The organism is Methylobacterium isbiliense, from assembly GCF_022179325.1.
Classification (GTDB): Bacteria; Pseudomonadota; Alphaproteobacteria; order Rhizobiales; family Beijerinckiaceae; genus Methylobacterium; species Methylobacterium isbiliense.
Genome location: NZ_BPQQ01000042.1, coordinates 1 through 21791, shown reverse-complemented (window position 1 = coordinate 21791; position 21791 = coordinate 1). Strand labels below are relative to the sequence as shown.

Below are 21791 nucleotides of genomic sequence, written 5' to 3'. Positions count from 1 at the left end.
GTTGCTCCGGCGGCATTGCCCCCGTATGCCACCCGCATGACCGCTCCCGATCCCCTCGCCGACGGCTGGCAGCCCTTCACGGATCCCGGCTTCATCGACCTCGTCGGACCGATCCTCGTGCGCGAGGGCTTCGGCCCGACCGCCTACGCGTTCCGGGCCTCGCCCAAGCACGCCAACCTGATCGGCGTCGTGCACGGGGGCATGCTGATGACCTTCGCCGACCGCGCGCTCGGCGTCGCCGCGATGGCGGCGGCCGAGGGGGCGAACTGCGTCACGGTGCAGTTCGAGATGCAGTTCATCGGCGCGGTGCGCATGGGCGACGTGGTCACGCTCGTCCCGGAGGTGGTGCAGCGCACCGGCACTCTGGTGTTCATGCGCGGCGACCTCAGGGTCGGGGGCCGGATCGCGGCGAGCGGCACCGGCGTGTGGAAGATCCTGCGGCGGCGCCCCGAGAGCACGGCCTGACGGAGCGCGGCGTGACGGAGTGCGGCCTGACGCCGTTCAAAACCGACACGCCTCCCCTATGTTGGCCGGGATGACCCAGGAGTCGACCCAGGACAGGCCCGCACCCGGTGCGCTCGAACGCCTCGCGGCCGCCCTCGGCCCCGAGAGCCAGGGCCGCCGCGGCCCGCCGCCGGTGGAGCGGTGGAACCCCGCCTATTGCGGCGAGATCCCGATGCGGATCGCCGCGGACGGCACGTGGCACTACAACGGCAGCCCGATCGGCCGGCCGGCCCTGGTGCGCCTGTTCGCCTCGATCCTGCGGCGCGACCCGGACGGGCGCATCGTCCTCGTCACGCCCGTGGAGCGGGTCGGGATCGAGGTGGAGGACGCGCCCTTCCTCGCCGTCGAGATGGCCGTGGAGGGCGAGGGCGAGGACCGCGCCATCGCGTTTCGCACCAACGTCGACGACGTGGTGGCGCTCGATGCCGAGCACACCCTGCGCTTCGCGCGCGACCGGGACGGCGGCTTCAAGCCCTACCTGCACGTCCGCCACGGCCTGTGGGCGCTGGTGACGCGCGCGCTCGTCTACGATCTCGTGGAGCTGTGCGAGACGCGCGAGGAGGACGGCACGGCGTGGTTCGGCCTCGCGGCGGGCGGGCGCTTCCACCGCATCATGCCGGCTGCCGACCTCTCGTGAGCGCCGCCCCCGCCGTCGCGGCGTTCCTCGCCCGTGCCGCCGCGGGCCTGCGGCCCGAGCCGCCCGGCCCGCTCGACCCGACCGCGAACCCCCGCGGCGACCACGACGTCGAGCCCGACGTGCTCGACGCCGCCCTCGCGCGCCCGCCGCGCCTCGCGGCCGTGCTGGTGCCGGTGCTGGCGCGCCCGGACGGCGTCACGGTGCTGTTCACCGAGCGCGCCGCGCACCTGCGCGACCATTCCGGGCAGATCGCCTTCCCGGGGGGCAAGATCGACCCGGCCGACCCCTCCCCGCTCGCCGCGGCCCTGCGCGAGGCCGAGGAGGAGATCGGGCTCGACCGCGCCTTCGTGCGGCCGCTCGGCTACCTCGACCACTATCTCTCGGGCACCGGCTTCCTAGTGACGCCGGTGGTCGGCCTCGTGCGGCCGCAGGCCCCCCTGCACCTCAACCCGAACGAGGTGGCGGACGCCTTCGAGGTGCCTCTCGACTTCCTCGTCGACGTCGCCAACCACGCGCTCCACAGCCGGGAATGGCGCGGCAGGCAGCGGCGCTACTACGCGATCCCCTTCGGCGATCGCTATATCTGGGGGGTGACCGCCGGCATCGTGCGCAACCTGTCGGAACGCCTCGCGAGCCCCGCCCAGCGATGATCCGCACCCTCCTCGACGACATCGCGCTGTTCCTGCTGCCCTTCGGGCTCTACGCGATCTACCTGCTCGCGCGCCGCCGCAGTCCCCTGCTCTGGGTGCACTGGAACGACCACGCCCTCCGGCTCGCCCTGGCGGGCGGCCTCCTGGTGATCGGCTCGCTCCTGGCCGCGGGATTGTTCGGGGAGCGCCACCGCACGGGCTACGTGCCCTCGCACATCGAGAACGGGCGGGTGGTGCCGGGGCAGTTCCGGTGAGCGGCGAGGCCGGGCGGCTCGCGCCGGACGGCGTCGCGGCCCTCCTGGCGCGGGCGCACCTGCGCCGGGTGCTCGATGCGCTCGCCGCACCCGGCGAGGAGACCCGGCTCGTGGGCGGCGCGGTGCGCGACGCGCTCATCGGGCGGGAGGTCACCGACATCGACCTCGCGACCACGCTGCGGCCCGAGGCGGTGACGGAGCGGGCAGCGCGCGCCGGCCTCAAGCCGGTGCCGACCGGGATCGAGCACGGCACCGTCACGGTGGTGGCGGGCGGCGCGCCCTTCGAGGTCACGACCCTGCGCGAGGACATCGAGACCGACGGGCGCCGGGCCGTCGTGCGCTTCGGGCGCGACTTCGCGCAGGACGCGGCCCGGCGCGACTTCACCATCAACGCGCTCTCGGCCGGCCCCGACGGGCGCTTGCACGACACGGTCGGGGGTCTCGCCGACCTCGCGGCGGGGCGGGTGCGGTTCATCGGCGAGGCGGGCCAGCGCATCCGCGAGGATTACCTGCGGATCCTGCGCTTCTTCCGCTTCCACGCCCGCTACGGGCGCGGGCCGGTCGATCCCGAGGGGCTGTCCGCCGCCATCGCCGCCCGCGAGGGCCTGGATTCCCTGTCGCGCGAGCGGGTGCGGACGGAACTGCTGAAGCTCCTGGCCGCGCCGGGCGCACCGGCCGTGACGGCGATCCTCTCCGGCACCGGGCTGCTGCAGCGGCTTCTCGGCGGCATCGGCGATCTCGGGAGGCTCGCGCGGCTGTCCGGGGCCGAGGCGGCGCCGGATCCGGTGCGCCGCCTCGCGGCGCTCGCGGTGCACGCCGCCCCCGACGCCGAGCGCCTGCGGGAGGTCCTGAGGCTCTCCAAGGCCGAGCACGCGCGGCTTGCGGGCTTCGCGGCGGCGGCGGCCGTCCTGCACGGCAGCACGGCGCCCCTCGGCGCGGCCGAGATCCGCCGCCTCGTCGCCCTGCACGGGGTCGCGGCGGCGACGGATGCGGCGGCGGCTCTCGCGGGCGAGCCGCGCCCGGTGCTGGAGGCGGAGGCGCAGCGCGCGCTCGCCGCCTTCGCGTCCGGCGCGGAGCCGGTGCCGGTCCTGCCCGTGACGGGCGCCGCCCTGGTGGCCCGCGGGGCCGCCCCGGGCCGCGCGCTCGGGGCCGCGCTCGCGCGGGCGCGCCGGGCCTGGCTCGCCGCCGGCTGCCCGACCGACCCGGAGGCCCGCGAGCGGCTGACGGCGCTGGCCCTGGCCGGCGGGCAGGACCCGCCGTCCTGAGTCGGCCGGCGTCAGGCGCGGGCGCGAAGGGCCTCCGATCGGCGCAGGGCCGCGGGGGCGTCCGGCGGGCGCAGGGCCGGCGCCGAGGCCATCACGACGCGCAGGAGTTCCGCCTGGCGCCGGGTCCCGGTCTTGTCGAACAGCCGGGCGAGGTGCGTGCGCACCGTCGCGACCCCGATGCCGTAGGCCTGCGCGATCTCGGTCAGGGTGAGGTCCTGCAGCAGGCCGCGCAGGACGCGCAGTTCGCCCCCGGTGAGGCCGTAGAGCCGCACCAGCGCCTCGCCCGGCACCGCGCAGGGCTGATCGGGATCCTGCACGAACAGGGCGGCCGCGGGTCCGGCCGCGCCGGCGGGATCGCCGCCGGCGTCGCGCAGCCGCACGAGGCGTCCGACGAGGCCCCGCCCCGCCCCGGCCCGGCCCGGCGGGAACGGCAGGGCCGGCGCGGGCGGCGCGGCGCCGAGCCGGCAGGCGGAGAGCGCCGCCGCCAGCGCCTCCTGGGCGGCCGTATCGTTCGCCGCGAGCGTGCCGGCGCTCAGACGCCGCAGCACGCTGCCCTCGCGCAGGATCGTGTCGGCGGCGGCGTTGGTGCGCAGGATGCGGCCGGCCTCGTCGAGCAGGATCACCCCGGCGCTGAGCGCGTCGACGGCGGCGCCGAGGCCGCGCGACTCGCCGTCCCGCTCGGCGAGGCGCTGCCCGGTCTCCACCGCCTGCCGGACATGCGGCAGCAGCAGGCGCAGCACCTCGCGCGCGGCCTCGGGCACGGGCGGGCCGCCGTTCACGGGCGCCTGCCCGCCACCGTGGCCGGAGAGCCGCGCCCGGCGCGCCGCGGGCGAGGGAAACGGATCGTCGCCGGCCTCGCACAGCCATGCGACCACCTGAAGCGGGCAGAGGCCGGCGAAGAGACCGGCCAGGAAGTCGTGGTCCACCGCGCCGTCCGGCCCCGCGCGCGGCGGGGCACAGACCGGATGCGGCAGGCCGGCGAGGCAGGCGAGGCAGACGGCCATGCCGGCCGCCTCGACGATGCCCGCCAGGGTGTCGGGCCAGAGCTGCGGCTCGGCCGCGCAGGCGTAGATGCGGGCCACGAGATCCGAGAACTCACTCTGCGTCAGGGACATGTCGCGAAACCCCCACGGCCGCCGATACACCCCGGGCAGAGCCGCGCAGCGACTCGACCAGTCCAGGCAGGATTGAGTTTGGTATCTTTTTGGGCCTATCGACAAGTCGAGATCCTGTAACGGCCGGCCGGATCCCCACCGTCATGTGCTCCCGCGCACATCGCCCGCGCACATCGGCCGTGCCGGGCCGCCGCCGCCCTTTCGGGTGCCGTCACGCTTGATCTTGCGGCGGCGGACCCCACGTGCCGGACGAGTGCAGCCTACCCACCAGGAGTGCGAGCGGCCGATGCTGAGCCTGTCGATCCGGCGCCCGGCGGTCCGCGCCGCGGCGGCCCTGGCGCTGAGCCTGCTCGCGGCGCCCGCGGGCGCGCACGACCTCTGGCTGACGCTCAGCTCCTCCGAGGCGGGTCCCCAGGTGCGGGTCAATTTCGGCCACGCCCGCGCGCGGCTGACGCCGGCCAAGCCGAAGCTCCTCGACCTGACGGCGATCACCCCCGACGAGACGAAGGACCTCGCGGCCGCGCTGAAGCCGAGCCCGCCCGACGTGCCGCCCGCGCTCCTCGCGGCCCTGCCCACCCGGCCCGGCCGCACGCTCGTCGCCGCCTCCTACGACAGCGGCTACTGGGTGCGGCAGAAGGACGGGAGCGGGCGCAACACCAGCCGCCGCATGCGGCCGGACGCCGAGGCGGCGCGCTGGTCGATGAAGTTCGCCAAGGCGGCGTTCGGGCCGTCGGCGCCCTGGCAGCGCGTGGTCGGGCACATCCTGGAGATCGTGCCGCTGGAGGTGCCCGGGCCGACCGCGGGGGCGCTGCGCGTGCGGGTGCTGTTCCGCGGCGCGCCCCTGGCCGGCGCCGCCCTCGTGACCGGCGAGGGCGCGATGGATGCCGGGCAGACGCCCCACTACACCACCGACCAGGACGGGATCGCGACGGTCCCGATCCGCCAAGCGGGCGCGCAGCTCCTCACGGTGACCCACGCCATCGTCCCCTCGGCGACGCCGGAGCTGGCCGACCGCGACGAGTACAGCGCGACCTTCGCGTTCCGCCTCGACGAGGCCCCGGTGAACTGAGGCCCGCGCTCAGCGGGGCAGGATCTGTCCCGACAGGACCTTGCCGGGGTTGAGGAGCCCGTCCGGGTCGAGCGCCGCCTTGATGCGGCGCGCGAGCGCGATCTCCTCCGGGCGGCGGTGACGCAGGAGTTCGGCCACCCGGTACTGCCCGATCCCGTGCTCGGCCGAGATGCTGCCGCCGAAGCGGTCTACCACCCCGTGCACCAGCCGGTTGATCGCGTCGCCGTCGTGGTCGGGCGCGGCCAGCACGTTGTAGTGGATGTTGCCGTCGCCCATGTGGCCGAAGGCGTTGGCCCGCGCCCCCGGGGCCCCCTCCGCCAGCGCGCGGCCGGCCGCCTCCAGGAAGGCCGGGATCGCGGTGATCGGCACCGAGACGTCGTGCTTGACGCCGCGGCCCTCCTTGGCCTCGGCCTCGGTGATGCCCTCGCGCAGCGCCCACAGGCCCGCGGCCTGCTGGCCGGATTCCGCCAGCACCCCGTCGAGGGCGTCCCCGCGCTCGAAGGCGGTGCCGAGCATGCCCTCGGCGGCCTCGCGCAGGGCGGGCAGCGAGGAGGCCGCCTCCAGGAGGACGTACCAGGGCGCCGGCTCAACCGGGCGCGTCAGCGTGGAATGGCGCCCGACGAGATCGAGCGAGAGCCCGGAGATCAGCTCGAAGGCCTGGATGCAGTCGCCGAGCTCCTCCTGCGCCAGGGTGAACAGCCGCAGCGCCGCGTCCGGATCGGGCACCGCCAGGAGCGCCGTCGCCACGTGGCGCGGCCGGGCGGCGAGCCGCATCACCGCCGCCGTAACGAGCCCGAGCGTGCCCTCGGTGCCGATGAACCACTGCTTCCAGTCGTAGCCGGCATTGTCCTTGCGCAGCGCCCGCAGGCCGTCGACCACGGTCCCGTCCGCCAGCACCACCTCGAGCCCGAGCACGAGGCCGCGGGTCATGCCGTAGCGCACCACGTTGAGGCCGCCGGCATTGGTGGCGATGACGCCGCCCAGCATCGCCGAGCCCTCGGCCGCGAAGCTGACCGGCAGGAGACGCCCGGCCGCCTCCGCGGCGGCCTGGGCCGTCCCGAGCACGCAGCCCGCCTCCGCCGTCAGGGTGAGGCCGACCGGATCGACGGCGCGCACCGCGTTCATGCGCGCGAGCGAGACCACGACCTGGGTGCCGGAGGCGTCCGGCGCCGCCCCGCCGGCCAGCCCGGTGTTGCCGCCCTGCGGCACCATGGCGGCCCCGGCCGCGCGGCAGAGCCGCACCGCATCCGCCACCTCGGCGGTGCTGGCGGGCCGCACCACGCAGGCCGGGCGCCCCGGGAAGAGGCGGCGCCAGTCGACCGCGTACGGGGCCATGTCGGCCTCCTGCGTCAGCACGCCGGCCGGACCGAGCCGCGCGCTCAGGCGAGCGACGAGGTCGTGGTTCGTCGCGTCGCGGGTCATCTCCTGGCTCATCGCGGATCCGGTCTCCGGCGGGGTCTCTCGCCGCGCGGCCTCGCGCGGATGCGGCGCCGGGTCAAGGGCGCAGCCGGCGGCGGACCGCCCGATCAGGCCGCCCGAGCGGTTCGCGCGAACAGGTCCCTCCAACAGGTCGCTCCAACAGGTCCCTCCAACAGGTCCCTTGGCCGGCAGCTGCCGCCGGGCCAGAGTGGTGCCCGTGACCGCCCCGGGAGACGCCATGAGCGCGACGGACGAATTGCTGTGCGAGGTGGATGCGGACGGCATCGCGCACCTCACCCTGAACCGGCCGCAGGCCCGCAACGCGCTCACCTTCGCGATGTACGAGCGCCTGTACGAGCTCAGCCGCAGCCTCGACGAGGATCGCGCCGTGCGGGCGATCGTGATCACCGGGGCGGGCGACCGGGCCTTCGCGGCCGGCACCGACATCGCGCAGTTCCGGTCCTTCTCGACCCCCGAGGACGCGCTCGGCTACGAGCGCTTCATGGACCGGGTGCTCGGCAGCCTGGAGCGCTGCCGCAAGCCCACCGTCGCGGCCATCGCGGGCGCCTGCACGGGCGGCGGCGCGGCGATCGCGGCCGCCTGCGATCTGCGGATCGCCACGCGGGACGCCCGCTTCGGCTTCCCGATCGCCCGCACGCTCGGCAATTGCCTGTCGCTGGGCAACCTGCGGCGGCTGTCGGCCCTGGTCGGGGCGGCCCGGGTGAAGGAGATGATCTTCACCGCCCGCCTCGTGGAGGCCGAGGAGGCGAAGGCGATCGGGCTCGTCGGCGAGGTGCTGGCGGATGCGCCCGCGCTGCGGGCGCGGGCGGGCGAGCTGGCGCGCCTGCTCGCCTCGCACGCGCCGCTGACGCTGGCGGCCACCAAGGAGGGCCTGCGCCGGCTGAACGAGGCGGAGGCCCCCGAGGGCGCCCGGCCCGGGGATGACCTGATCCTGATGTGCTACACCAGCCGCGACTTCCGCGAGGGCATGGAGGCGTTCCTGGCCAAGCGCCCGCCGGAATGGACGGGCACCTGAGGCCAGGGGGCCGTCCCGCCGGTAGCGGCGGGATCGACGCGCGGGACTAGGCGGACCGGCCGCCCGGGCCTTACGCCGCGGCCTTCAGCCCCACCTCCGGCAGGGCCGGCCGGGTGGCGACGGCCTTGGCCACCATCGCCTCGACCTCGGCCCGCTCGGACCCGGTCAGCGCGAGGCGCGGCGGGCGCGTGAGCGCGCTGCCGCGGCCCATCAGGTGCTCGCACAGCTTGATGCACTGGACGAGGTCGGGTCGGGCGTCGAGGTGCAGGAGCGGCATGAACCACTCGTAGAGCGGCATCGCCTCGGCGAAGCGGCCCGCGGCGGCGAGGCGAAAGAGCGTCTCGCCCTCGCGCGGGAAGGCGTTCGACATGCCCGAGACCCAGCCGACCGCGCCCATCGCGACGCTCTCCACCACCACGTCGTCGAGGCCGGCGAACAGCACGAAGCGGTCGCCGACCTGGTTGCGGGTGTCGATGAAGCGGCGGGTGTCGCCCGACGAATCCTTGAAGCAGACCACCGTCTCGACGTCGGCGAGCGACACGAGGATGTCGGGCGTGACGTCGTTCTTGTAGATCGGCGGGTTGTTGTAGAGCATCACCGGCAGGTCGGTGGCGGTCGCCACCGTGCGGAAATGGGCCGCCGTCTCGTGCGGCTTGGCGCTGTAGACGAGGGCCGGCATCACCATGATGCCGTCGATGCCCACGCGCGCGGCCTCCCGCGCGGTCTCGACCGCGAAGGCGGTGGTGAACTCGGCGATCCCGCACAGGACCGGCACCCGCCCGGCCGCGACCGCCTTCGCGGCCTCCATGACGGCGACCTTCTCGGGGCGGGTCAGGGAGGTGTTCTCGCCCACCGAGCCGCAGACGATGAGCCCCGACACGCCGTCGCGGATCAGGCCCTCCATCACCCGGGCGGTGGCGTCGATGTCGAGGGAGAGGTCGTCGCGGAATTGCGTGGTGACGGCCGGAAACACGCCCGTCCAGGAAACGCGGGGAGCCATGGAACATTCTCCGAAGGGCGGGCGCCAGCGGCCCGCGGGACACGAGCGGCCCCGGCCCGCGGCCGGGGCCGCGGACATCAGGCGAGAGCCGCCCCGACCTTGCGCAGCTCGGCCAGAACCGGCGCCTTCGGCAGCCAGATCCTGTCGTAGGCCTCGATGATCGGGTCGGCGTCCTTGACGTCGGCGACGACGATCTTCACCGGCTGCTTGGCGAGGTTCGCCCAGATCCCGGGCTGGTTGGCCACGATCTCGTCGATCTCGGCGTCGAGCGCCGCCTTGGTGGTGCGGGTGACGAGGTCGCGGTCCGCCGCCGGCAGGCCCTGCCAGACTCGGCCCGACACCAGCGCGATCATCGGCATGTGCACGGCGTTCATGCGCAGGACGGTCTTCGAGACGCGGTCGAAGCGCTGGTTCCACGAGAAGTCGAGATCCGCCTCCAGGCCATCGACCTGGCCGTTGGCCATGGCGTCGTAGACCTGCGGGGTCGGGATCGGCGTCGGCGCGGCGCCCAGCAGCTGGTAGAAGTCGCGGAAGGCCGGCGTCGGGTTGATGCGCAGCTTCATGCCCTTGAGGTCGGCCAGCGAGGCGATGTCGCGCGCCGCGAACACCGCCCGGATCGAGGTGATGCCCCAGGCGAGCCCGATCGTGCCGGTCTCGCGCGGCAGGACGTCGAACAGGCCGAGCGCCACGGGATGGCGCACGAGCTTGGCCACGGCTTCCGTGGAGCGCACCACGTAGGGCGCGTTGATCGCCGCGATGGCCGGCACGCGCGAGCCGAGTTCGGCGGCCTGGATGAAGGCCATGTCGAGGGCGCCCGATTGCAGCTGCTGCATCATCGCGCCCTCGTTGCCGAGCTGGCCGGCATGGAAGACGGTGAGCGAGAGCCGTCCGCTCGTCTCCTGCTTCAGGCTCTCGCCGACCTTGAGCGCCGCGTTGTTCCAGGGGTGGTTGGGCGGCGTGATCAGCCCGAGGCGGAACTCGCGCGTCTGCTGGGCGCGCAGCACCGAGGGGGCGGCGAGCGGCAGCGCGGCGCCGGCCGCGGCGGCAAGGAGGTGGCGGCGGGAGAGGGTCATGATCGGCACTCCTTCAAGGGCCTCTCGGGGCGATGGATCGGGCGACGCGGACACGAACGGGCTCACGGCTTGACGAGGGCGAGGGACAGGCCCGGCCAGACCGACAGGAGCAGCAGCAGCACGCAGGAGATGAAGAAGAACGGCAGGGTGACCAGGAACATCCGGCCGGGCTTCGCCCCCGTGACCGCGGCGGCCACGAAGAAGCACAGGCCCACCGGCGGCGAGAGCAGGCCGAGCACGAGGTTGACCGTCACGACGACGCCGAAGTGGCGCGGGTCGATGTGGTAGACCTCGGTGGCGATCGGCAGCAGGATCGGCACCGTCATGATCAGGCCGGGCACGCCGTCGATGACAGTGCCGATGACGATCAGGATCACGTTCACGAGCAGCATGAAGGTGACCGGATCCTTGGCCACGGTGCGGATCCAGCCCGCCACGTCCTGCGGCACCTTGCCGAAGACCAGGACCCACGAGAACACCGCCGCGGCCGCGACGAGGAAGAGCACGATCGCCGAGTAGATGCCGGCGCGGCCGAGCATCGCCGGGAGCTGCCGGAAATCGAACTCGCGGGTCCAGTAGCGCCCGACCAGGGCGGCGGCCACCGTGCCGACCGCCGCCGCCTCGGTGGCGTTGGCGAGGCCGGAGAGGATCGAGCCGACGATGACGACCGGGATCGACAGGGTCGGCAGCGCACCGAGCACCGTCCTGACGCGCCGGCGCAGGCTCATGGCCTCGCCCGCCGGGAAGCCGTGCACCCAGCCCAGCACCGCGATCACGAGGCAGAACAGGACCGTCAGGATCACGCCCGGGATGATGCCGGCGATCAGCATGTCGGAGACCGGCACCTGGGCGAGCACGCTGTAGACGACGAACATCACCGAGGGCGGGATGATCGGCCCGAGCATGCCCGCATAGGCGGTGAGGCCCGCCGCGAAGGTGCGGTCGTAGCCCTTGCGCTCCATCTCCGGCACCATGATCTGGGCCATGATGGCGACCTGGGCGGTGGCCGAGCCCAGGATCGAGGACACGAACATGTTGGCGAGCACGTTGACGTAGGCGAGCCCCCCGCGCAGGGCGCCCACGAAGGCCATCGCCATCTCGACGATGCGGCGCGTGATGCCGCCGCCGTTCATGATCTCGCCGATCAGGATGAAGAGCGGGATCGCGATCAGCCCGTAGCTGTCGACGCCGCCGAACAACTGCATCGGGTAGGACTGGAACAGCAGCGGGTTGCCCGAGGCCGCGATGTACACCATGCCGGCGAGGCACAGGCAGAGGCCGATCGGGACGCCCGCCAGCATGACGGCGGCGAAGGCCGCGCCCGTGACCATCAGTTGATCCCCTCGTTCGAGGAGATGCCGAAGCGGGGCAGCACCGCGCGCTCGGCGAGCCCGAGATCCTCGGCGAGCAGCGCGAGGCCGTGCACCACCAGCGACGCCGAGAACAGCGGCAGGATCAGGTAGAGGACCCAGGTCGGCCAGTTCAGCGTCTGGGTCCGCTCCGTGTAGAGGAAGTTGAAGGTCTCGGCCGCGAGTGCCCGCGCGTCGAACCCGGCCCGCACGAGGCCCGGCGGGTCCATCCACAGCCAGCACATCCAGGCGAGCGCGAGCCCGAAACCCACCACCGCGGCGGTGGCGACGACCCGGGCCGCCGCTTGGCCCGAGGCCGGGAGCCGCTCGGTCAGCATCGTCACGGCGAAGTCGAGCCGCAGCCGGGTCATCGCCGAGGCGCCGATGAAGGTGAGCCAGACCACCGAGTAGACCGCCGATTCGTCCACCCAGTAGAGCGGCACCCCGAGGTAGCGGGTGGCGACGTTGAGCAGGATGAGCGCCATCAGGAGCCCCATCAGCCCGACAAGGGCGTGGCGCTCGGCGGCGAGCAGCAGGCGCGAGGCCTCCATGACGAGCCGCACGGGACGGGCGGCCGGACGGGCCGCGACGATGCTGGGCGAGACGGACATGCGCGGCCCCCGGTGGAACGCGCCGCATCGTAGATTTTATACAATCGACAAATCAAGCGCAAAGCGCCATCGTGATGCCCGTTTCCGCAGCACCCCGCCGATGCCCGCTCTCAAGCACCGCACCCTCTCGGCCGCGATCCTCGACCAGATCCGGCAAACCATCCTCGACGGCTCCGCGCCGGCCGGCACGCAGCTGCGCCAGGACGCGCTTGCGGAGCTCTATGGCGTGAGCCGCATCCCGGTGCGCGAGGCGCTGTTCCAGCTCGAAGCGGAAGGGCTGGTGCGGATGGTGCCGCACAAGGGGGCGGTGGTGTCCGACCTCTCGCTCGGCGAGGTGGACGACGTCTTCGACCTGCGCGCGCTCCTGGAGCCCCGGCTCCTCGCCGCCGCCCTGCCCCATTACGACGCGGCCCTGTTCGAGAGCCTGGAGGCGATCCAGGGCCGCTTCGTCGCGGCGATCGCGGCCGGCGACGTGGCGCGCTGGGGGGTGCTCAACGCCGAGTTCCATATGGCGCTCTACGGACGGGCACCGCAGCCGCGCACCCGGCAGGTGGTGGCGGGCCTGCTCCAGACCAGCGACCGCTACACGCGCATGCAGCTCTCCACCCCAGCGGCGATGCGCGTCGCCGAGCGCGAGCACCGCGGGCTGATCGACCTGTGCCGCGCGGGCGACCCCGCCCCGGCCTGCGCGCTCCTCGTGCGCCACATCGAGACGGTGCGGGCGGGCCTGCGGCGGGTGCTGGGGCAGGCCTGAGAGCGGCCAGCGGGCGGTGTGAGGCCGTGTCCGGACGCGGGCAGGCTTCGGCCAGACGGCGGGCGGCGTTCAGCCCGACCGGGGAGGCCTGCGCAACGCTGACCCCCGTGCCGCACCGCCGCTCGCCCGGCTCCCTTTCGGGCTAGTGCCGGGGAGACGCGTCGTCGAAGGAACCCGCCGCTCGGCAGGCCGGGCCGTCGGCATGACGACCTCTCGAGACGGCCGCGTCCCGCCTCAAACCCAAGCCCGGCCTGACCGGCCGGCCTGGACGACCCCGCGCACGGCCTCGATCCCGGCCGCTGCCGCGCTCGTAGGTATTAAGAGCAATCGCCCTAGCCCGGATGATCGATTGTCCGCAATGAGAGATTATCAGACATATTTCAGATACAAATTGGCTATGGGAAGGACGATCCCATGCGTAGAAAGATCGCGGTGACGGGTGCAGGCGGCTACATCGGTTCCGTACTTATTCAGAGACTACTTGAAACCAACTCCTGCATTAAAGCAGTCGATATGTTTTTCTTCGGGGAGACGCCACTGTCGAGGCATCGCACGCATCCTTCACTCGAATTGATCCGCCAGGACATTCGTACGATCGAGCCCGACATCTTCGAGGATTGTGACTGCGTCATCGATCTGGCCGCCCTTTCGAACGATCCGTCCGGGGATCTCGACCCAGAACTGACGCGCTCCATCAACGAGCGGGGCCGCATGCGCGTCGCCATGGCCGCCGAGCGGGCCGGGGTGCGCCGCTACCTCTTCGCGAGCTCGTGCGCGGTCTACGGCGCCGGCCAGGACATGCACCTCTCGGAGGAGGCGCCGCTGCGCCCCCTGACCGTCTATGCCCAGACCTGCGCGCGAGCCGAGGAGGCGGTGCTCGCCCGCAACGGCGCCCGCTTCACGACCGCGGCTTTGCGCAACGCCACCGTCTTCGGCCTGTCGCCGCGCATGCGCTTCGACCTTGTCGTGAACCAGATGACGCTCGACGCCCACGCGCGCGGCCGGATCACCGTCGCGGGCGACGGCACGCAATGGCGGCCCCTCGTCCACGTGCGCGACGTCGCCGAGGCGTTCCTGCTCGCCCTGCGCGCCCCGCGGCAGGCCATCGGCGGCCACGCCTTCAACATCGGCGCCGAGAACCGTCAGGTCATCGACATCGCCCGCGCCGTGAAGCGCGCCGTCGCGGCGCCGTCCCTCATCACCTTCGCGCCCGGCGGCCCCGACCGGCGCGACTACCATGTCGCCTTCGCCAAGGCCGAGCGGAGCTTCGGTTTCACGGCAGGCCTGACCATCGGCGAGGCGGTGGTGGAGATCGCGGCGGCGATCCGGGCCAAGCGCCTGAGCGACACGCCGGCCTGCCACACGGTGCGATGGTACCGCGACCTCCTGAGCCGGCCCGGTCACGGATTGCGGCTCCCCGATGCGCTGCCGGCCGAGACCTTCCTGCCCGCAGCGGCCACGGCGTGACCGCCCCGAATCGTCCAGGAGGCCGCGCCATGCTCTCCCCCGTGAAGGATCCGGCGCGGTCGCCCGCGCCGGACCGGCCGCTCGACATCCGCCACGTCGTGATCGCCGATCGCGGCGGCTATCCCTCCGCCTCGAACGGGGTGCATCAGGTCGCCCGCGCGCTGGCCCTGGAACAGGCGCGCGCGGGGGATGCGACCCGCATCGTCTTCGTGGCGGACGACCCCGGCGGCTTCGCGGCGCCGCCCGGCATCCGGCTCGACCCCGTGCCGCTCGCCGGGCCGGCCATCCGCGGCCGTGTCGTGACGCTGCGGGCGTCGAGCCGCGAGGCGCTGCTCGCCGGGGCGGGGCCGCAGACGGTGTTCCACCTCCACGGCGCCCGCCAGCCGCTCCTCGTCGCGCTGACGCGGCACCTGCGGGCGCGCGGCCTTCCCTACATCGTCACCCTGCACAGCTGCTTCTCGCACCTGTTCGACCGCCACGGCCGGGTGAAGAAGCCGCTCGTCGCCCTCTACGTCGCCCTGATGGAACGGGCAGCCCTGAGCGGCGCGCGGTTCGTCCACGTGCTCACCGATCTGGAGCAGGCCGAACTCGCACGGCTCGCCCCGCGCGCGCGGGCCTGCCTGATCCCGAACGGCGCCTTCTCCAGCACTGGATCGGGGCGTCCGCCGCCGCCCGAGCGGGCCGGGCCGGCGGCGGACGGGCCGGTCTTCGGCTTCTGCGGGCGTCTGGCCGTCTTCCACAAGGGACTGGACCTGCTGGTCGAGGGGTTCGCGCGCCATTGCCGCCGCGGCGGCCGCGGCCGCCTCGTGCTGATGGGTCCGAGCGGCGGCGAGGACCTCGCCGCGCAGGCCGCCGCGCTGGGGATCGCGGATCGCGTCACGGTGCTGGAGCCGCGCTACGGCGCCGAGCGGGACGCGGTGGTGCGGGGCTGGGACTTCTTCGCCATCTCCTCTCGCCTCGACCATTGGCCCACGGCGGCGCTGGAGGCCGCGCTTCTCGGCGTGCCCGTCCTCGTCACCCGGGAGACCGGCCTGCACGAGCTGGCGGTGCGCTACGGCGCGGGCCTGCTCGTCGGCGATCTCACGGCCGAGCACGTGGCCGACACCCTGGCGCAGGCCGCGGACATCGCGCCGGCCCGCTGGCGGGCGATGTCGGCCGGTGCCCACCGCATGGCCTGCGAGGTCGCGGACTGGAACGTCGCGGCCGCGCGGATCCGCGCCCTCTACCGCGGCCTGCCGGAGCCGCACGCCGCGCCGCCGATCATCCCGCTCGAGCCCGCAGGCGTCGCCCGCGCGGCGCCGTCCCGGTGACCCGTCACAGCCCAGACCAGGGAGGACCCGCATGGCCGTTCCGTTCTACCGGCACGCCCTCTCGCCCGCCTGCAGCGAGCGCGTCGCCGGGGTGCTCGCGAGCCCCTTCCTGACGAGCGGCCCCCAGGGCGCGCGCGTCGAGGCGAGGCTGCAGGCCTTCTTCGGCGTGCCGCACGCGAAGCTGACGTCGAGCTGGACGCAAGGGGCGGTCGCGACGCTGCTCGCCCTGGGGATCGGGCCGGGCGACGAGGTGATCGTGCCCGCCATGACCTTCGCGGCGACCGCCAATGTCGTGCGCCTCGTCGGGGCGGCCCCGGTCTTCGTCGACGTCGACCCGGCCACCCTCCTCATCGACCGCCGGCAGGTGGCCGCGGCGGTGACGCCGCGGACCCGGGCGGTCATTCCCGTGCATCTCTACGGCCAGATGGTCGACATCCTGGCCCTGCGCAGGCTGCTCCCCCCCGCCGTCCGGATCATCGAGGATGCGGCGCATTGCTTCGAAGGCCGGCGCGACGGCAGGCGTCCGGGCCAGGACGGGGATGCGGCGATCTTCTCGTTCTACGCCACGAAGAACGTGACCTGCGGCGAGGGCGGGGCCGTCGTCACGACCGATCCGGATCTGGCCGCGGCGCTGGTCCAGACGGTGCTGCACGGCATGTCGGCCGGGGCCGCCCAGCGCTTCCAGGGCGGCACCTACCGCCACTGGGACATCGCGCGCCTGGGCACCAAGGCCAACCTGCCCGATCTCCTGGCGGTCCTGCTCGAACCGCAGATCGACGGGATCGAGGCGCAGCTCGTCCGGCGCGAGCGGCTCTGCGCCCGCTACGAGGCCGCACTCGCCGACACCCCGTTCACCTGGCCCGTCATCGAGGCCGGCGCCGTCTCGGCCCGCCACCTCTTCCCGATCCACGTGCCGGGCGGGCGGCGCGACGCGGTGCTGCAGGCGCTGGGCCGAGCCGGGATCGGCGCGACCGTGAACTACCGCAGCGTGCCGAGCCTCACCCTCTACGCCGCCTCCGGCACCATCCCCGACCTGCCGGTCTCGCGGCGCTGGGGCGAGGGCACGCTCTCGCTGCCGCTCTTCCCAGACCTGCGGGACGAGGAGCAGGACGAGGTGATCGCCGTGCTGCGCGCCCAGATCCCCGCGATCGAGGCCCCGGCGATCGAGGTGCCCGCCGCGCTGCGCCGGGAGGAACCCGCGCTCGTCTGAGCGTCGGACGGCCGGGGGCCCCCACCGGCGGGCCCGCCGGCCGGCATGCGCCTCGGCCCGAAGGCAGGCGTCATGCAAGGCTCGACCGCGAGACGTCGTCGGCGCCCCCCGCGCCGTCGCCGCGCGGCCATGCGGCGCGAAGGCCCGTCCGGGGTCGCGCGCGATCCGCCCGTGATGGTATTCAGCCGCGCGGGCGAGACGCCCCCCGCGGCGGCTTGGCCCCGTGCCGACGCCCAGACCATTCTCCTATCTTATAAAAGACAGCCCAATCTTTACGCCTCCGACCCGGATTGCTATGTCCGGAGCCGTCCCGCCGGATGCCGAGACGCCAGCGGCGCCCGAGCGGGACGAACCCGCCCCGCCCGGGGATGGTCTCGCGGAGACACGACCGCACCGGGCACGTCGGAGAAGCCGGCGCGGCCGCGCGGTCCCATCAAGACACGAAGCTCGCAACGACACCAACGCGGCCCGAGCCGCGACGTCAGGGAGGAGCGCATGGGCTTGAGCCAGCCGCTGCTGGAAGTCGACGGGGTCACGCTCCAGTACAAGACGCCGCATCACCTCATCACCGCGACCTACAAGGTCAGCTTCGACGTCCTGCGGGGCGACCGCTTCATCCTTCTCGGCCCCTCGGGCTGCGGCAAGTCCACGCTGCTGAAGGCGGTCGGCGGCTACATGGCGCCCACCGAGGGCGAGATCCGCCTGAACGGCAAGCCCGTCACGGCGCCCGGCCCCGACCGGATGATGGTCTTCCAGGAATTCGACCAGCTCCTGCCGTGGAAGACCGTGAGGCAGAACGTCGCCTTCGCGCTGACCGCGAGCGGGCGGGCCACCGGCGCGGAGGCGCAGGACCGGGCGATGGCCACGATCGAGAAGGTCGGCCTGACGAAGTTCGCCGATTCCTACCCGCACATGCTCTCGGGGGGGATGAAGCAGCGGGTCGCCATCGCCCGCGGCATGGCGATGGAGCCCGACATCCTGCTGATGGACGAGCCCTTCGCGGCCCTCGACGCGCTGACGCGGCGGCGCATGCAGGACGAGTTGCTGCGGCTGTGGGAGGAGACCCGCTTCACCGTCCTGTTCGTCACCCACTCGATCCCGGAGGCGATCAAGATCGGCTCGCGGATCCTCCTGCTCTCGCCCCATCCCGGCGAGGTCAGGGCCGAACTCAACAGCGCGCGCGCCCCGGACGAGCAGCGGCATCTCGAGAGCCGGATCCAGCAGATGCTGTTCGCCGAAGAGATCGAGGAGGCCGAGAATGTCTAGCGCCGACCTGCTCGAACCCGCCGCCCCCGCCCGCCCCGAGATCGTCCGCGATGTCCGGGCGGCACAGGGCGGAATGATCGTCGAGAAGCCGCTCTCGACCCTGGAGCGGCTCTACAACCAAGCCTGGCTGCGCAAGCTCGTCATCCTGGTGGCGCTCGCCGGGATCTGGGAGATCTACGGCCGCTCCCTCGACAACGACCTGTTGTTCCCGACCTTCTCGGCGACGCTCGGCGCGTTCCTGCGCGGGATCGCGGAGGGCACCCTGCTCCTGCGGGCCTGGGGCTCGATCAAGGTCCTGCTGATCGGCTACGCGGCCGGCATCGTGCTGGCGACGCTGCTCACCGGCCTCGCCATGACCTCGCGGATCGGCACCGACTTCCTGGAGACCATGACGTCGATGCTGAACCCGCTGCCGGCGATCGCGCTCCTGCCGCTGGCGCTGATCTGGTTCGGCCTGGGCAACGGCAGCCTCGTCTTCGTGCTGGTGCATTCCGTCACCTGGGCGATCGCGCTCAACACCCATTCGGGCTTCCTGTCGGTGAGCCGCACCCTGACGATGGTGGGCCAGAATTACGGCCTCTCGGGCGCGGGCCTGATCCGGCAGATCCTGATCCCGGCGGCCTTCCCCAGCATCCTCACCGGCCTCAAGGTCGGCTGGGCCTTCGCGTGGCGCACCCTGATCGCCGCCGAACTGGTCTTCGGCGTCTCCTCGGGCTCGGGCGGCCTCGGCTGGTTCATCTTCGAGAACAAGAACATGCTCGACATCCCGAACGTCTTCGCCGGCCTGTTCACCGTCATCATCATCGGGCTTATCGTCGAGAACCTGATCTTCCAGACGATCGAGCGCCACACCATCCGCCGCTGGGGCATGCAGGCGTGAGGCGCGGCGCGGGCGCCCGGGTCAGTCCTCTATATGACAGAAGACAGTTGACAGGGGGCACCCCGACCGTATCCTCGCCCCAGGACCGACGAAGTCGGCTGCGGATCACCGCGACATGGGACGGAAACGCATGTCTGTCAAAGGCTTGCTTCGGCTGCTCGGGGCCGCTGCGTTCGTCGCCGCCGGGCTCTCGGGCGCCAGGGCCGAGGTCGCGACCGTGCGCCTCGCCAAGCAGTTCGGCATCTCCTACCTGCCGCTCACCCTGATGGAGGAGGAGCGCCTGCTGGAGAAGCACGCCAGGGCGAAGGGCCTCGACCTCAAGACGGAGTGGCTGCGCTTCACCGGCGGCTCGGGGATGAACGACGCGCTGCTGTCGGGCAACCTCGACCTCGCGGCGGGCGGCGTCGGCCCGATGCTGACGATGTGGGGCCGCACGCGCACCAACCTGAAGGTGAAGGGCGTCGCCGCCCTCAATGCGATGCCGCTCTGGCTGGTGAGCGTCAATCCGGCCGTGACCTCGATCAAGGACTTCACGCCGAAGGACAAGATCGCGCTCCCCACCGTGAAGAGTTCGATCCAGGCCATCACCCTGCAGATGGCCGCCGAGAAGGCCTTCGGCCCCGGCGAGCAGAACCGGCTCGACGCGCTCACCGTCTCGATGGGCCACCCCGACGCGCAGACCGCGCTGCTCAGCGGACGCTCCGAGATCACCGCCCATTTCGGCTCCTCGCCGTTCCAGGAGCAGGAGATGAAGGACCCGCGGGCGCGTAAGGTCCTCGACAGCTACGACGTGCTCGGCGGTCCCCACACCTTCAACCTCGTCTGGGCGTCGAGCCGCTTCGTGACCGAGAACCCGACCGTCACGGCGGCGTTCCTGGCGGCGCTGGACGAGAGCCTCAGACTGATCCGCGACGACCCGTCCCGCGCCGCCGCGCTCTGGATCAAGGCCGAGAACGCCAAGCTGAGCCAGACCGAGGCCGAGGAGATCATCCGCTCGCCCCAGACCGAGTGGACGACGCAGCCCAAGCGCATGCTCGACTACCTCGCCTACATGAACCGCATCGGCCTCGTCACCGCGAAGGCCGCCGACGAGTCCGAGCTGTTCCACGCAAGCCCCGCGGCGGGGCGCTGAGCGTGACCGCCCAAGTAATCCCTGAGACCGTGACCCCGGAGGCCGTGCAGGGCGCCGCCCGCATGCTGGAGGTGCGGGTCCGGCGCGGCGAGGTCTTCCAGACCTTCGCGGTGGCGCGCCGGCCCAACCAGACCGTCCTCGACGTGGTCACCGAGATCCAGCGCGAGCAGGATCCGACGCTCGCCTACCGCTTCGCCTGCCGGGTCGGCATGTGCGGCTCCTGCGGCATGACCGTGAACGGCCGCCCGCGCTGGACCTGCCGCACCCGCGTCGCCGAGGCGGCGACGGGCGACGCGCTGGTGCTGGAGCCCCTGCGCAACCTGCCGGTGGTCAAGGACCTCGCCGTCGACATGGAGCCCTTCTTCGAGAAGTGGCGCCGCGCCCACGGCTACTTCGAGCCGGGCGAGGCGCCGCCGGAGGATTTCGCGCCGGTGCGGCCGGACGAGCCGGAACGCCGGAAGGCCGATGCCGGCATCGAGTGCATCAATTGCGGCGTCTGCTACGCGGCCTGCGACGTGGTCGCCTGGAACCCGGATTATCTCGGCCCCGCCGCGCTCAACCGCGCCTGGACGCTGGTGAACGACGTGCGCGACCGCGGCCAGGAGGCGCGTCTCGCCGCCGTCGCGGGCGATGCCGGCTGCCATTCCTGCCACAGCCACATGAGCTGCACGGAGCATTGCCCGAAGGCGCTCTCGCCCACCTTCGCCATCGCCGGCCTGAAGCGCGAGACCGGCCGCGCCGCCCTGCGGCGCCTGTGGAGGAAGGCATGAGCCCGCTGCTCTACCTCGCCCAGCGCGCCACCGCGCTCATCCTCGCGCTCACGGTCGCGGTGCATCTCGGCACCATCCTGTACGCGGTGCGCGGCGGCCTCACGGCGGGCGAGATCCTGGCGCGCACGCAGGGCAACGGGGCCTTCCTCGCTTTCTACGCGGTGTTCGTGCTCGCCGCCGCGATCCATGCGCCGATCGGCCTGCGCAGCGTGCTGCGGGAATGGACGGGCTGGCGCGGGCGCTCCCTCGATATGGCGATGATCGCGCTCTCGGCCCTGATCGCGGTCCTGGGCCTGCGCGCGGCGCTGGCGGTCTTCCTCGCATGATCCGGCCCGGGCACCGCCGGCCCGGCTACGCCGCGGCCCTGATCCACCGCCTCTCGGGCGTGGCGCTGGCGCTCTTCCTGCCGATGCACTTCGTCGCGCTCGGCACCGCGCTCCAGGGCGCCGACCGGCTGGAGAGCTTCCTCGGGCTCACCCACAACCTCGCGGTGCGCACCGCCGAATGGGGCCTCGTCTGCGCGCTCGCCGTCCACATGACGCTCGGCCTGCGCGTCCTGGCGATCGAGTGGCTCGCCCACCGGGAGCGCACCGCCATCGTCGTCTCGGGCTGTCTCGCGACCTCGTTCGCGGTCGGCCTCCTGTTCCTCCTGAGCGCCTGAGCCGCAGGCCAACCCCCGGGGAGACCGGCATGGAGCTCGATCTGCACGAAGTGGAGGAGGTCTGCAGGGACCTCTACGTCCGCGCCCTCAAGATCCTGCCCCCCGACATCAAGGCCGGCTTCGCGGCGCTCCAGCGCCAGGAGACCAGCGCCACCGGCCGCGCCATCCTCGACACCATGGTCGAGAACGTCGCGGTGGCCGAGCGCACCAACAACATCCTGTGCCAGGACACCGGCATCCCGATCTACAACGTGGTGATCGGGCGCGCCGTGACCTTCGACGGGGCCGGGCTGAAGGCCGCCATCCGCCGCGGCTGCGAGCGGGCGACGAAGGATTTTTGGCTATCCGGATTTTGGCGT

24 protein-coding genes are annotated in these 21791 nt (G+C 73.0%); 18 read left to right on the top strand and 6 right to left on the bottom strand.

The window, feature by feature from the left end:
* Positions 1-36: 36 nt before the first annotated feature.
* From MFF61_RS18350 to MFF61_RS18330, 5 genes are all read left to right on the top strand, one after another.
* Positions 37-465 (top strand): PaaI family thioesterase, encoded by a 429-nt coding sequence (locus MFF61_RS18350; protein WP_238236801.1) that lies wholly within the window; start codon positions 37-39, stop codon positions 463-465.
* 70 nt (positions 466-535) lie between these two features.
* Positions 536-1141 carry a DUF1285 domain-containing protein gene (locus MFF61_RS18345; protein WP_238236799.1) on the top strand — a complete coding sequence of 202 codons (606 nt, stop codon included), beginning with the start codon at positions 536-538 and terminating at the stop codon, positions 1139-1141.
* Entirely contained in the window at positions 1138-1791 is a 654-nt protein-coding gene (locus tag MFF61_RS18340) for a CoA pyrophosphatase (RefSeq protein WP_238236794.1), read from the top strand. Before MFF61_RS18345 ends, MFF61_RS18340 begins: the two co-directional genes overlap by 4 nt.
* Positions 1788-2045 (top strand): DUF6111 family protein, encoded by a 258-nt coding sequence (locus MFF61_RS18335; RefSeq protein ID WP_238236793.1) that lies wholly within the window; start codon positions 1788-1790, stop codon positions 2043-2045. The genes MFF61_RS18340 and MFF61_RS18335 overlap by 4 nt, the downstream gene beginning before the upstream one ends.
* Complete coding sequence (locus MFF61_RS18330) at positions 2042-3310, top strand: CCA tRNA nucleotidyltransferase (protein ID WP_238236791.1); 1269 nt, start codon at positions 2042-2044, stop codon at positions 3308-3310. Before MFF61_RS18335 ends, MFF61_RS18330 begins: the two co-directional genes overlap by 4 nt.
* 11 nt (positions 3311-3321) lie before the next feature.
* On the opposite strand, the gene MFF61_RS18325 is transcribed toward MFF61_RS18330, so the two are convergent.
* Positions 3322-4425 carry a helix-turn-helix transcriptional regulator gene (locus MFF61_RS18325; protein WP_238236790.1) on the bottom strand — a complete coding sequence of 368 codons (1104 nt, stop codon included), beginning with the start codon at positions 4423-4425 and terminating at the stop codon, positions 3322-3324.
* Between the two features lie 286 nt (positions 4426-4711).
* Between MFF61_RS18325 and MFF61_RS18320 the strand changes: the two genes are divergently transcribed.
* Positions 4712-5494, top strand: coding sequence for a DUF4198 domain-containing protein (locus tag MFF61_RS18320; RefSeq protein ID WP_238236787.1), 783 nt, complete (start codon positions 4712-4714; stop codon positions 5492-5494).
* Between the two features lie 9 nt (positions 5495-5503).
* Here the strand turns inward: MFF61_RS18320 and MFF61_RS18315 are convergent, their stop codons facing one another.
* A complete protein-coding gene (locus tag MFF61_RS18315; protein ID WP_373324736.1) occupies positions 5504-6928 on the bottom strand; it encodes an FAD-binding oxidoreductase in 1425 nt (474 codons plus the stop codon).
* A gap of 223 nt (positions 6929-7151) precedes the next feature.
* On the opposite strand from MFF61_RS18315, the gene MFF61_RS18310 reads away from it, so the two are divergent.
* Positions 7152-7949 (top strand): enoyl-CoA hydratase/isomerase family protein, encoded by a 798-nt coding sequence (locus tag MFF61_RS18310; protein WP_238236785.1) that lies wholly within the window; start codon positions 7152-7154, stop codon positions 7947-7949.
* 70 nt (positions 7950-8019) lie between these two features.
* Here MFF61_RS18310 and MFF61_RS18305 read toward each other — a convergent pair whose 3' ends face one another.
* From MFF61_RS18305 to MFF61_RS18290, 4 genes are all read right to left on the bottom strand, one after another.
* On the bottom strand, positions 8020-8949 hold the full coding sequence (locus MFF61_RS18305; RefSeq protein ID WP_238236783.1) for a dihydrodipicolinate synthase family protein: 930 nt from the start codon (positions 8947-8949) through the stop codon (positions 8020-8022).
* 77 nt (positions 8950-9026) lie between these two features.
* On the bottom strand, positions 9027-10022 hold the full coding sequence (locus MFF61_RS18300) for a TRAP transporter substrate-binding protein (protein ID WP_238236780.1): 996 nt from the start codon (positions 10020-10022) through the stop codon (positions 9027-9029).
* Between the two features lie 62 nt (positions 10023-10084).
* Positions 10085-11353, bottom strand: a complete 1269-nt coding sequence (locus MFF61_RS18295) for a TRAP transporter large permease (RefSeq protein WP_238236778.1) — start codon at positions 11351-11353, stop codon at positions 10085-10087.
* Complete coding sequence (locus MFF61_RS18290; RefSeq protein WP_373324735.1) at positions 11353-11982, bottom strand: TRAP transporter small permease; 630 nt, start codon at positions 11980-11982, stop codon at positions 11353-11355. The genes MFF61_RS18295 and MFF61_RS18290 overlap by 1 nt, the downstream gene beginning before the upstream one ends.
* Before the next feature lie 100 nt (positions 11983-12082).
* On the opposite strand from MFF61_RS18290, the gene MFF61_RS18285 reads away from it, so the two are divergent.
* From MFF61_RS18285 to MFF61_RS18235, 11 genes are all read left to right on the top strand, one after another.
* Entirely contained in the window at positions 12083-12736 is a 654-nt protein-coding gene (locus MFF61_RS18285) for a GntR family transcriptional regulator (RefSeq protein ID WP_238236775.1), read from the top strand.
* Positions 12737-13150: 414 nt separating this feature from the next.
* Complete coding sequence (locus MFF61_RS18280) at positions 13151-14203, top strand: NAD-dependent epimerase/dehydratase family protein (protein ID WP_238236774.1); 1053 nt, start codon at positions 13151-13153, stop codon at positions 14201-14203.
* Between the two features lie 29 nt (positions 14204-14232).
* Positions 14233-15513 (top strand): glycosyltransferase, encoded by a 1281-nt coding sequence (locus tag MFF61_RS18275; RefSeq protein WP_238236772.1) that lies wholly within the window; start codon positions 14233-14235, stop codon positions 15511-15513.
* Between the two features lie 31 nt (positions 15514-15544).
* Positions 15545-16723, top strand: coding sequence for a DegT/DnrJ/EryC1/StrS family aminotransferase (locus tag MFF61_RS18270; RefSeq protein WP_238236771.1), 1179 nt, complete (start codon positions 15545-15547; stop codon positions 16721-16723).
* Positions 16724-17218: 495 nt separating this feature from the next.
* Positions 17219-17989: an ABC transporter ATP-binding protein gene (locus MFF61_RS18265; RefSeq protein WP_238236770.1), complete on the top strand. Its 771-nt coding sequence runs from the start codon at positions 17219-17221 to the stop codon at positions 17987-17989.
* Entirely contained in the window at positions 17982-18869 is an 888-nt protein-coding gene (locus tag MFF61_RS18260) for an ABC transporter permease (protein WP_373324734.1), read from the top strand. Before MFF61_RS18265 ends, MFF61_RS18260 begins: the two co-directional genes overlap by 8 nt.
* Before the next feature lie 130 nt (positions 18870-18999).
* Positions 19000-20001 carry an ABC transporter substrate-binding protein gene (locus MFF61_RS18255; RefSeq protein ID WP_238236769.1) on the top strand — a complete coding sequence of 334 codons (1002 nt, stop codon included), beginning with the start codon at positions 19000-19002 and terminating at the stop codon, positions 19999-20001.
* 62 nt (positions 20002-20063) lie between these two features.
* Positions 20064-20771 (top strand): succinate dehydrogenase/fumarate reductase iron-sulfur subunit, encoded by a 708-nt coding sequence (locus tag MFF61_RS18250; protein WP_306423402.1) that lies wholly within the window; start codon positions 20064-20066, stop codon positions 20769-20771.
* Positions 20768-21097 (top strand): succinate dehydrogenase/fumarate reductase transmembrane subunit, encoded by a 330-nt coding sequence (locus tag MFF61_RS18245; RefSeq protein WP_238236767.1) that lies wholly within the window; start codon positions 20768-20770, stop codon positions 21095-21097. The genes MFF61_RS18250 and MFF61_RS18245 overlap by 4 nt, the downstream gene beginning before the upstream one ends.
* Positions 21094-21432: a succinate dehydrogenase, cytochrome b556 subunit gene (locus tag MFF61_RS18240; protein WP_238236766.1), complete on the top strand. Its 339-nt coding sequence runs from the start codon at positions 21094-21096 to the stop codon at positions 21430-21432. The genes MFF61_RS18245 and MFF61_RS18240 overlap by 4 nt, the downstream gene beginning before the upstream one ends.
* A gap of 29 nt (positions 21433-21461) precedes the next feature.
* The coding region (locus MFF61_RS18235; protein WP_238236765.1) for a fumarate hydratase at positions 21462-21791 on the top strand (330 nt) is incomplete at its 3' end.

Coding starts and splice junctions, on each gene's coding strand:
- MFF61_RS18325 (WP_238236790.1), bottom strand. CDS start 4,425: ATGTCCCTGACGCAGAGTGAGTTCTCGGATCTCGTGGCCCGCATCTAC.
- MFF61_RS18240 (WP_238236766.1), top strand. CDS start 21,094: ATGATCCGGCCCGGGCACCGCCGGCCCGGCTACGCCGCGGCCCTGATC.
- MFF61_RS18275 (WP_238236772.1), top strand. CDS start 14,233: ATGCTCTCCCCCGTGAAGGATCCGGCGCGGTCGCCCGCGCCGGACCGG.
- MFF61_RS18285 (WP_238236775.1), top strand. CDS start 12,083: ATGCCCGCTCTCAAGCACCGCACCCTCTCGGCCGCGATCCTCGACCAG.
- MFF61_RS18310 (WP_238236785.1), top strand. CDS start 7,152: ATGAGCGCGACGGACGAATTGCTGTGCGAGGTGGATGCGGACGGCATC.
- MFF61_RS18255 (WP_238236769.1), top strand. CDS start 19,000: ATGTCTGTCAAAGGCTTGCTTCGGCTGCTCGGGGCCGCTGCGTTCGTC.
- MFF61_RS18250 (WP_306423402.1), top strand. CDS start 20,064: ATGCTGGAGGTGCGGGTCCGGCGCGGCGAGGTCTTCCAGACCTTCGCG.
- MFF61_RS18315 (WP_373324736.1), bottom strand. CDS start 6,928: ATGAGCCAGGAGATGACCCGCGACGCGACGAACCACGACCTCGTCGCT.
- MFF61_RS18300 (WP_238236780.1), bottom strand. CDS start 10,022: ATGACCCTCTCCCGCCGCCACCTCCTTGCCGCCGCGGCCGGCGCCGCG.
- MFF61_RS18245 (WP_238236767.1), top strand. CDS start 20,768: ATGAGCCCGCTGCTCTACCTCGCCCAGCGCGCCACCGCGCTCATCCTC.
- MFF61_RS18265 (WP_238236770.1), top strand. CDS start 17,219: ATGGGCTTGAGCCAGCCGCTGCTGGAAGTCGACGGGGTCACGCTCCAG.
- MFF61_RS18280 (WP_238236774.1), top strand. CDS start 13,151: ATGCGTAGAAAGATCGCGGTGACGGGTGCAGGCGGCTACATCGGTTCC.
- MFF61_RS18295 (WP_238236778.1), bottom strand. CDS start 11,353: ATGGTCACGGGCGCGGCCTTCGCCGCCGTCATGCTGGCGGGCGTCCCG.
- MFF61_RS18345 (WP_238236799.1), top strand. CDS start 536: ATGACCCAGGAGTCGACCCAGGACAGGCCCGCACCCGGTGCGCTCGAA.
- MFF61_RS18260 (WP_373324734.1), top strand. CDS start 17,982: ATGTCTAGCGCCGACCTGCTCGAACCCGCCGCCCCCGCCCGCCCCGAG.
- MFF61_RS18270 (WP_238236771.1), top strand. CDS start 15,545: ATGGCCGTTCCGTTCTACCGGCACGCCCTCTCGCCCGCCTGCAGCGAG.
- MFF61_RS18350 (WP_238236801.1), top strand. CDS start 37: ATGACCGCTCCCGATCCCCTCGCCGACGGCTGGCAGCCCTTCACGGAT.
- MFF61_RS18320 (WP_238236787.1), top strand. CDS start 4,712: ATGCTGAGCCTGTCGATCCGGCGCCCGGCGGTCCGCGCCGCGGCGGCC.
- MFF61_RS18335 (WP_238236793.1), top strand. CDS start 1,788: ATGATCCGCACCCTCCTCGACGACATCGCGCTGTTCCTGCTGCCCTTC.
- MFF61_RS18305 (WP_238236783.1), bottom strand. CDS start 8,949: ATGGCTCCCCGCGTTTCCTGGACGGGCGTGTTTCCGGCCGTCACCACG.
- MFF61_RS18290 (WP_373324735.1), bottom strand. CDS start 11,982: ATGTCCGTCTCGCCCAGCATCGTCGCGGCCCGTCCGGCCGCCCGTCCC.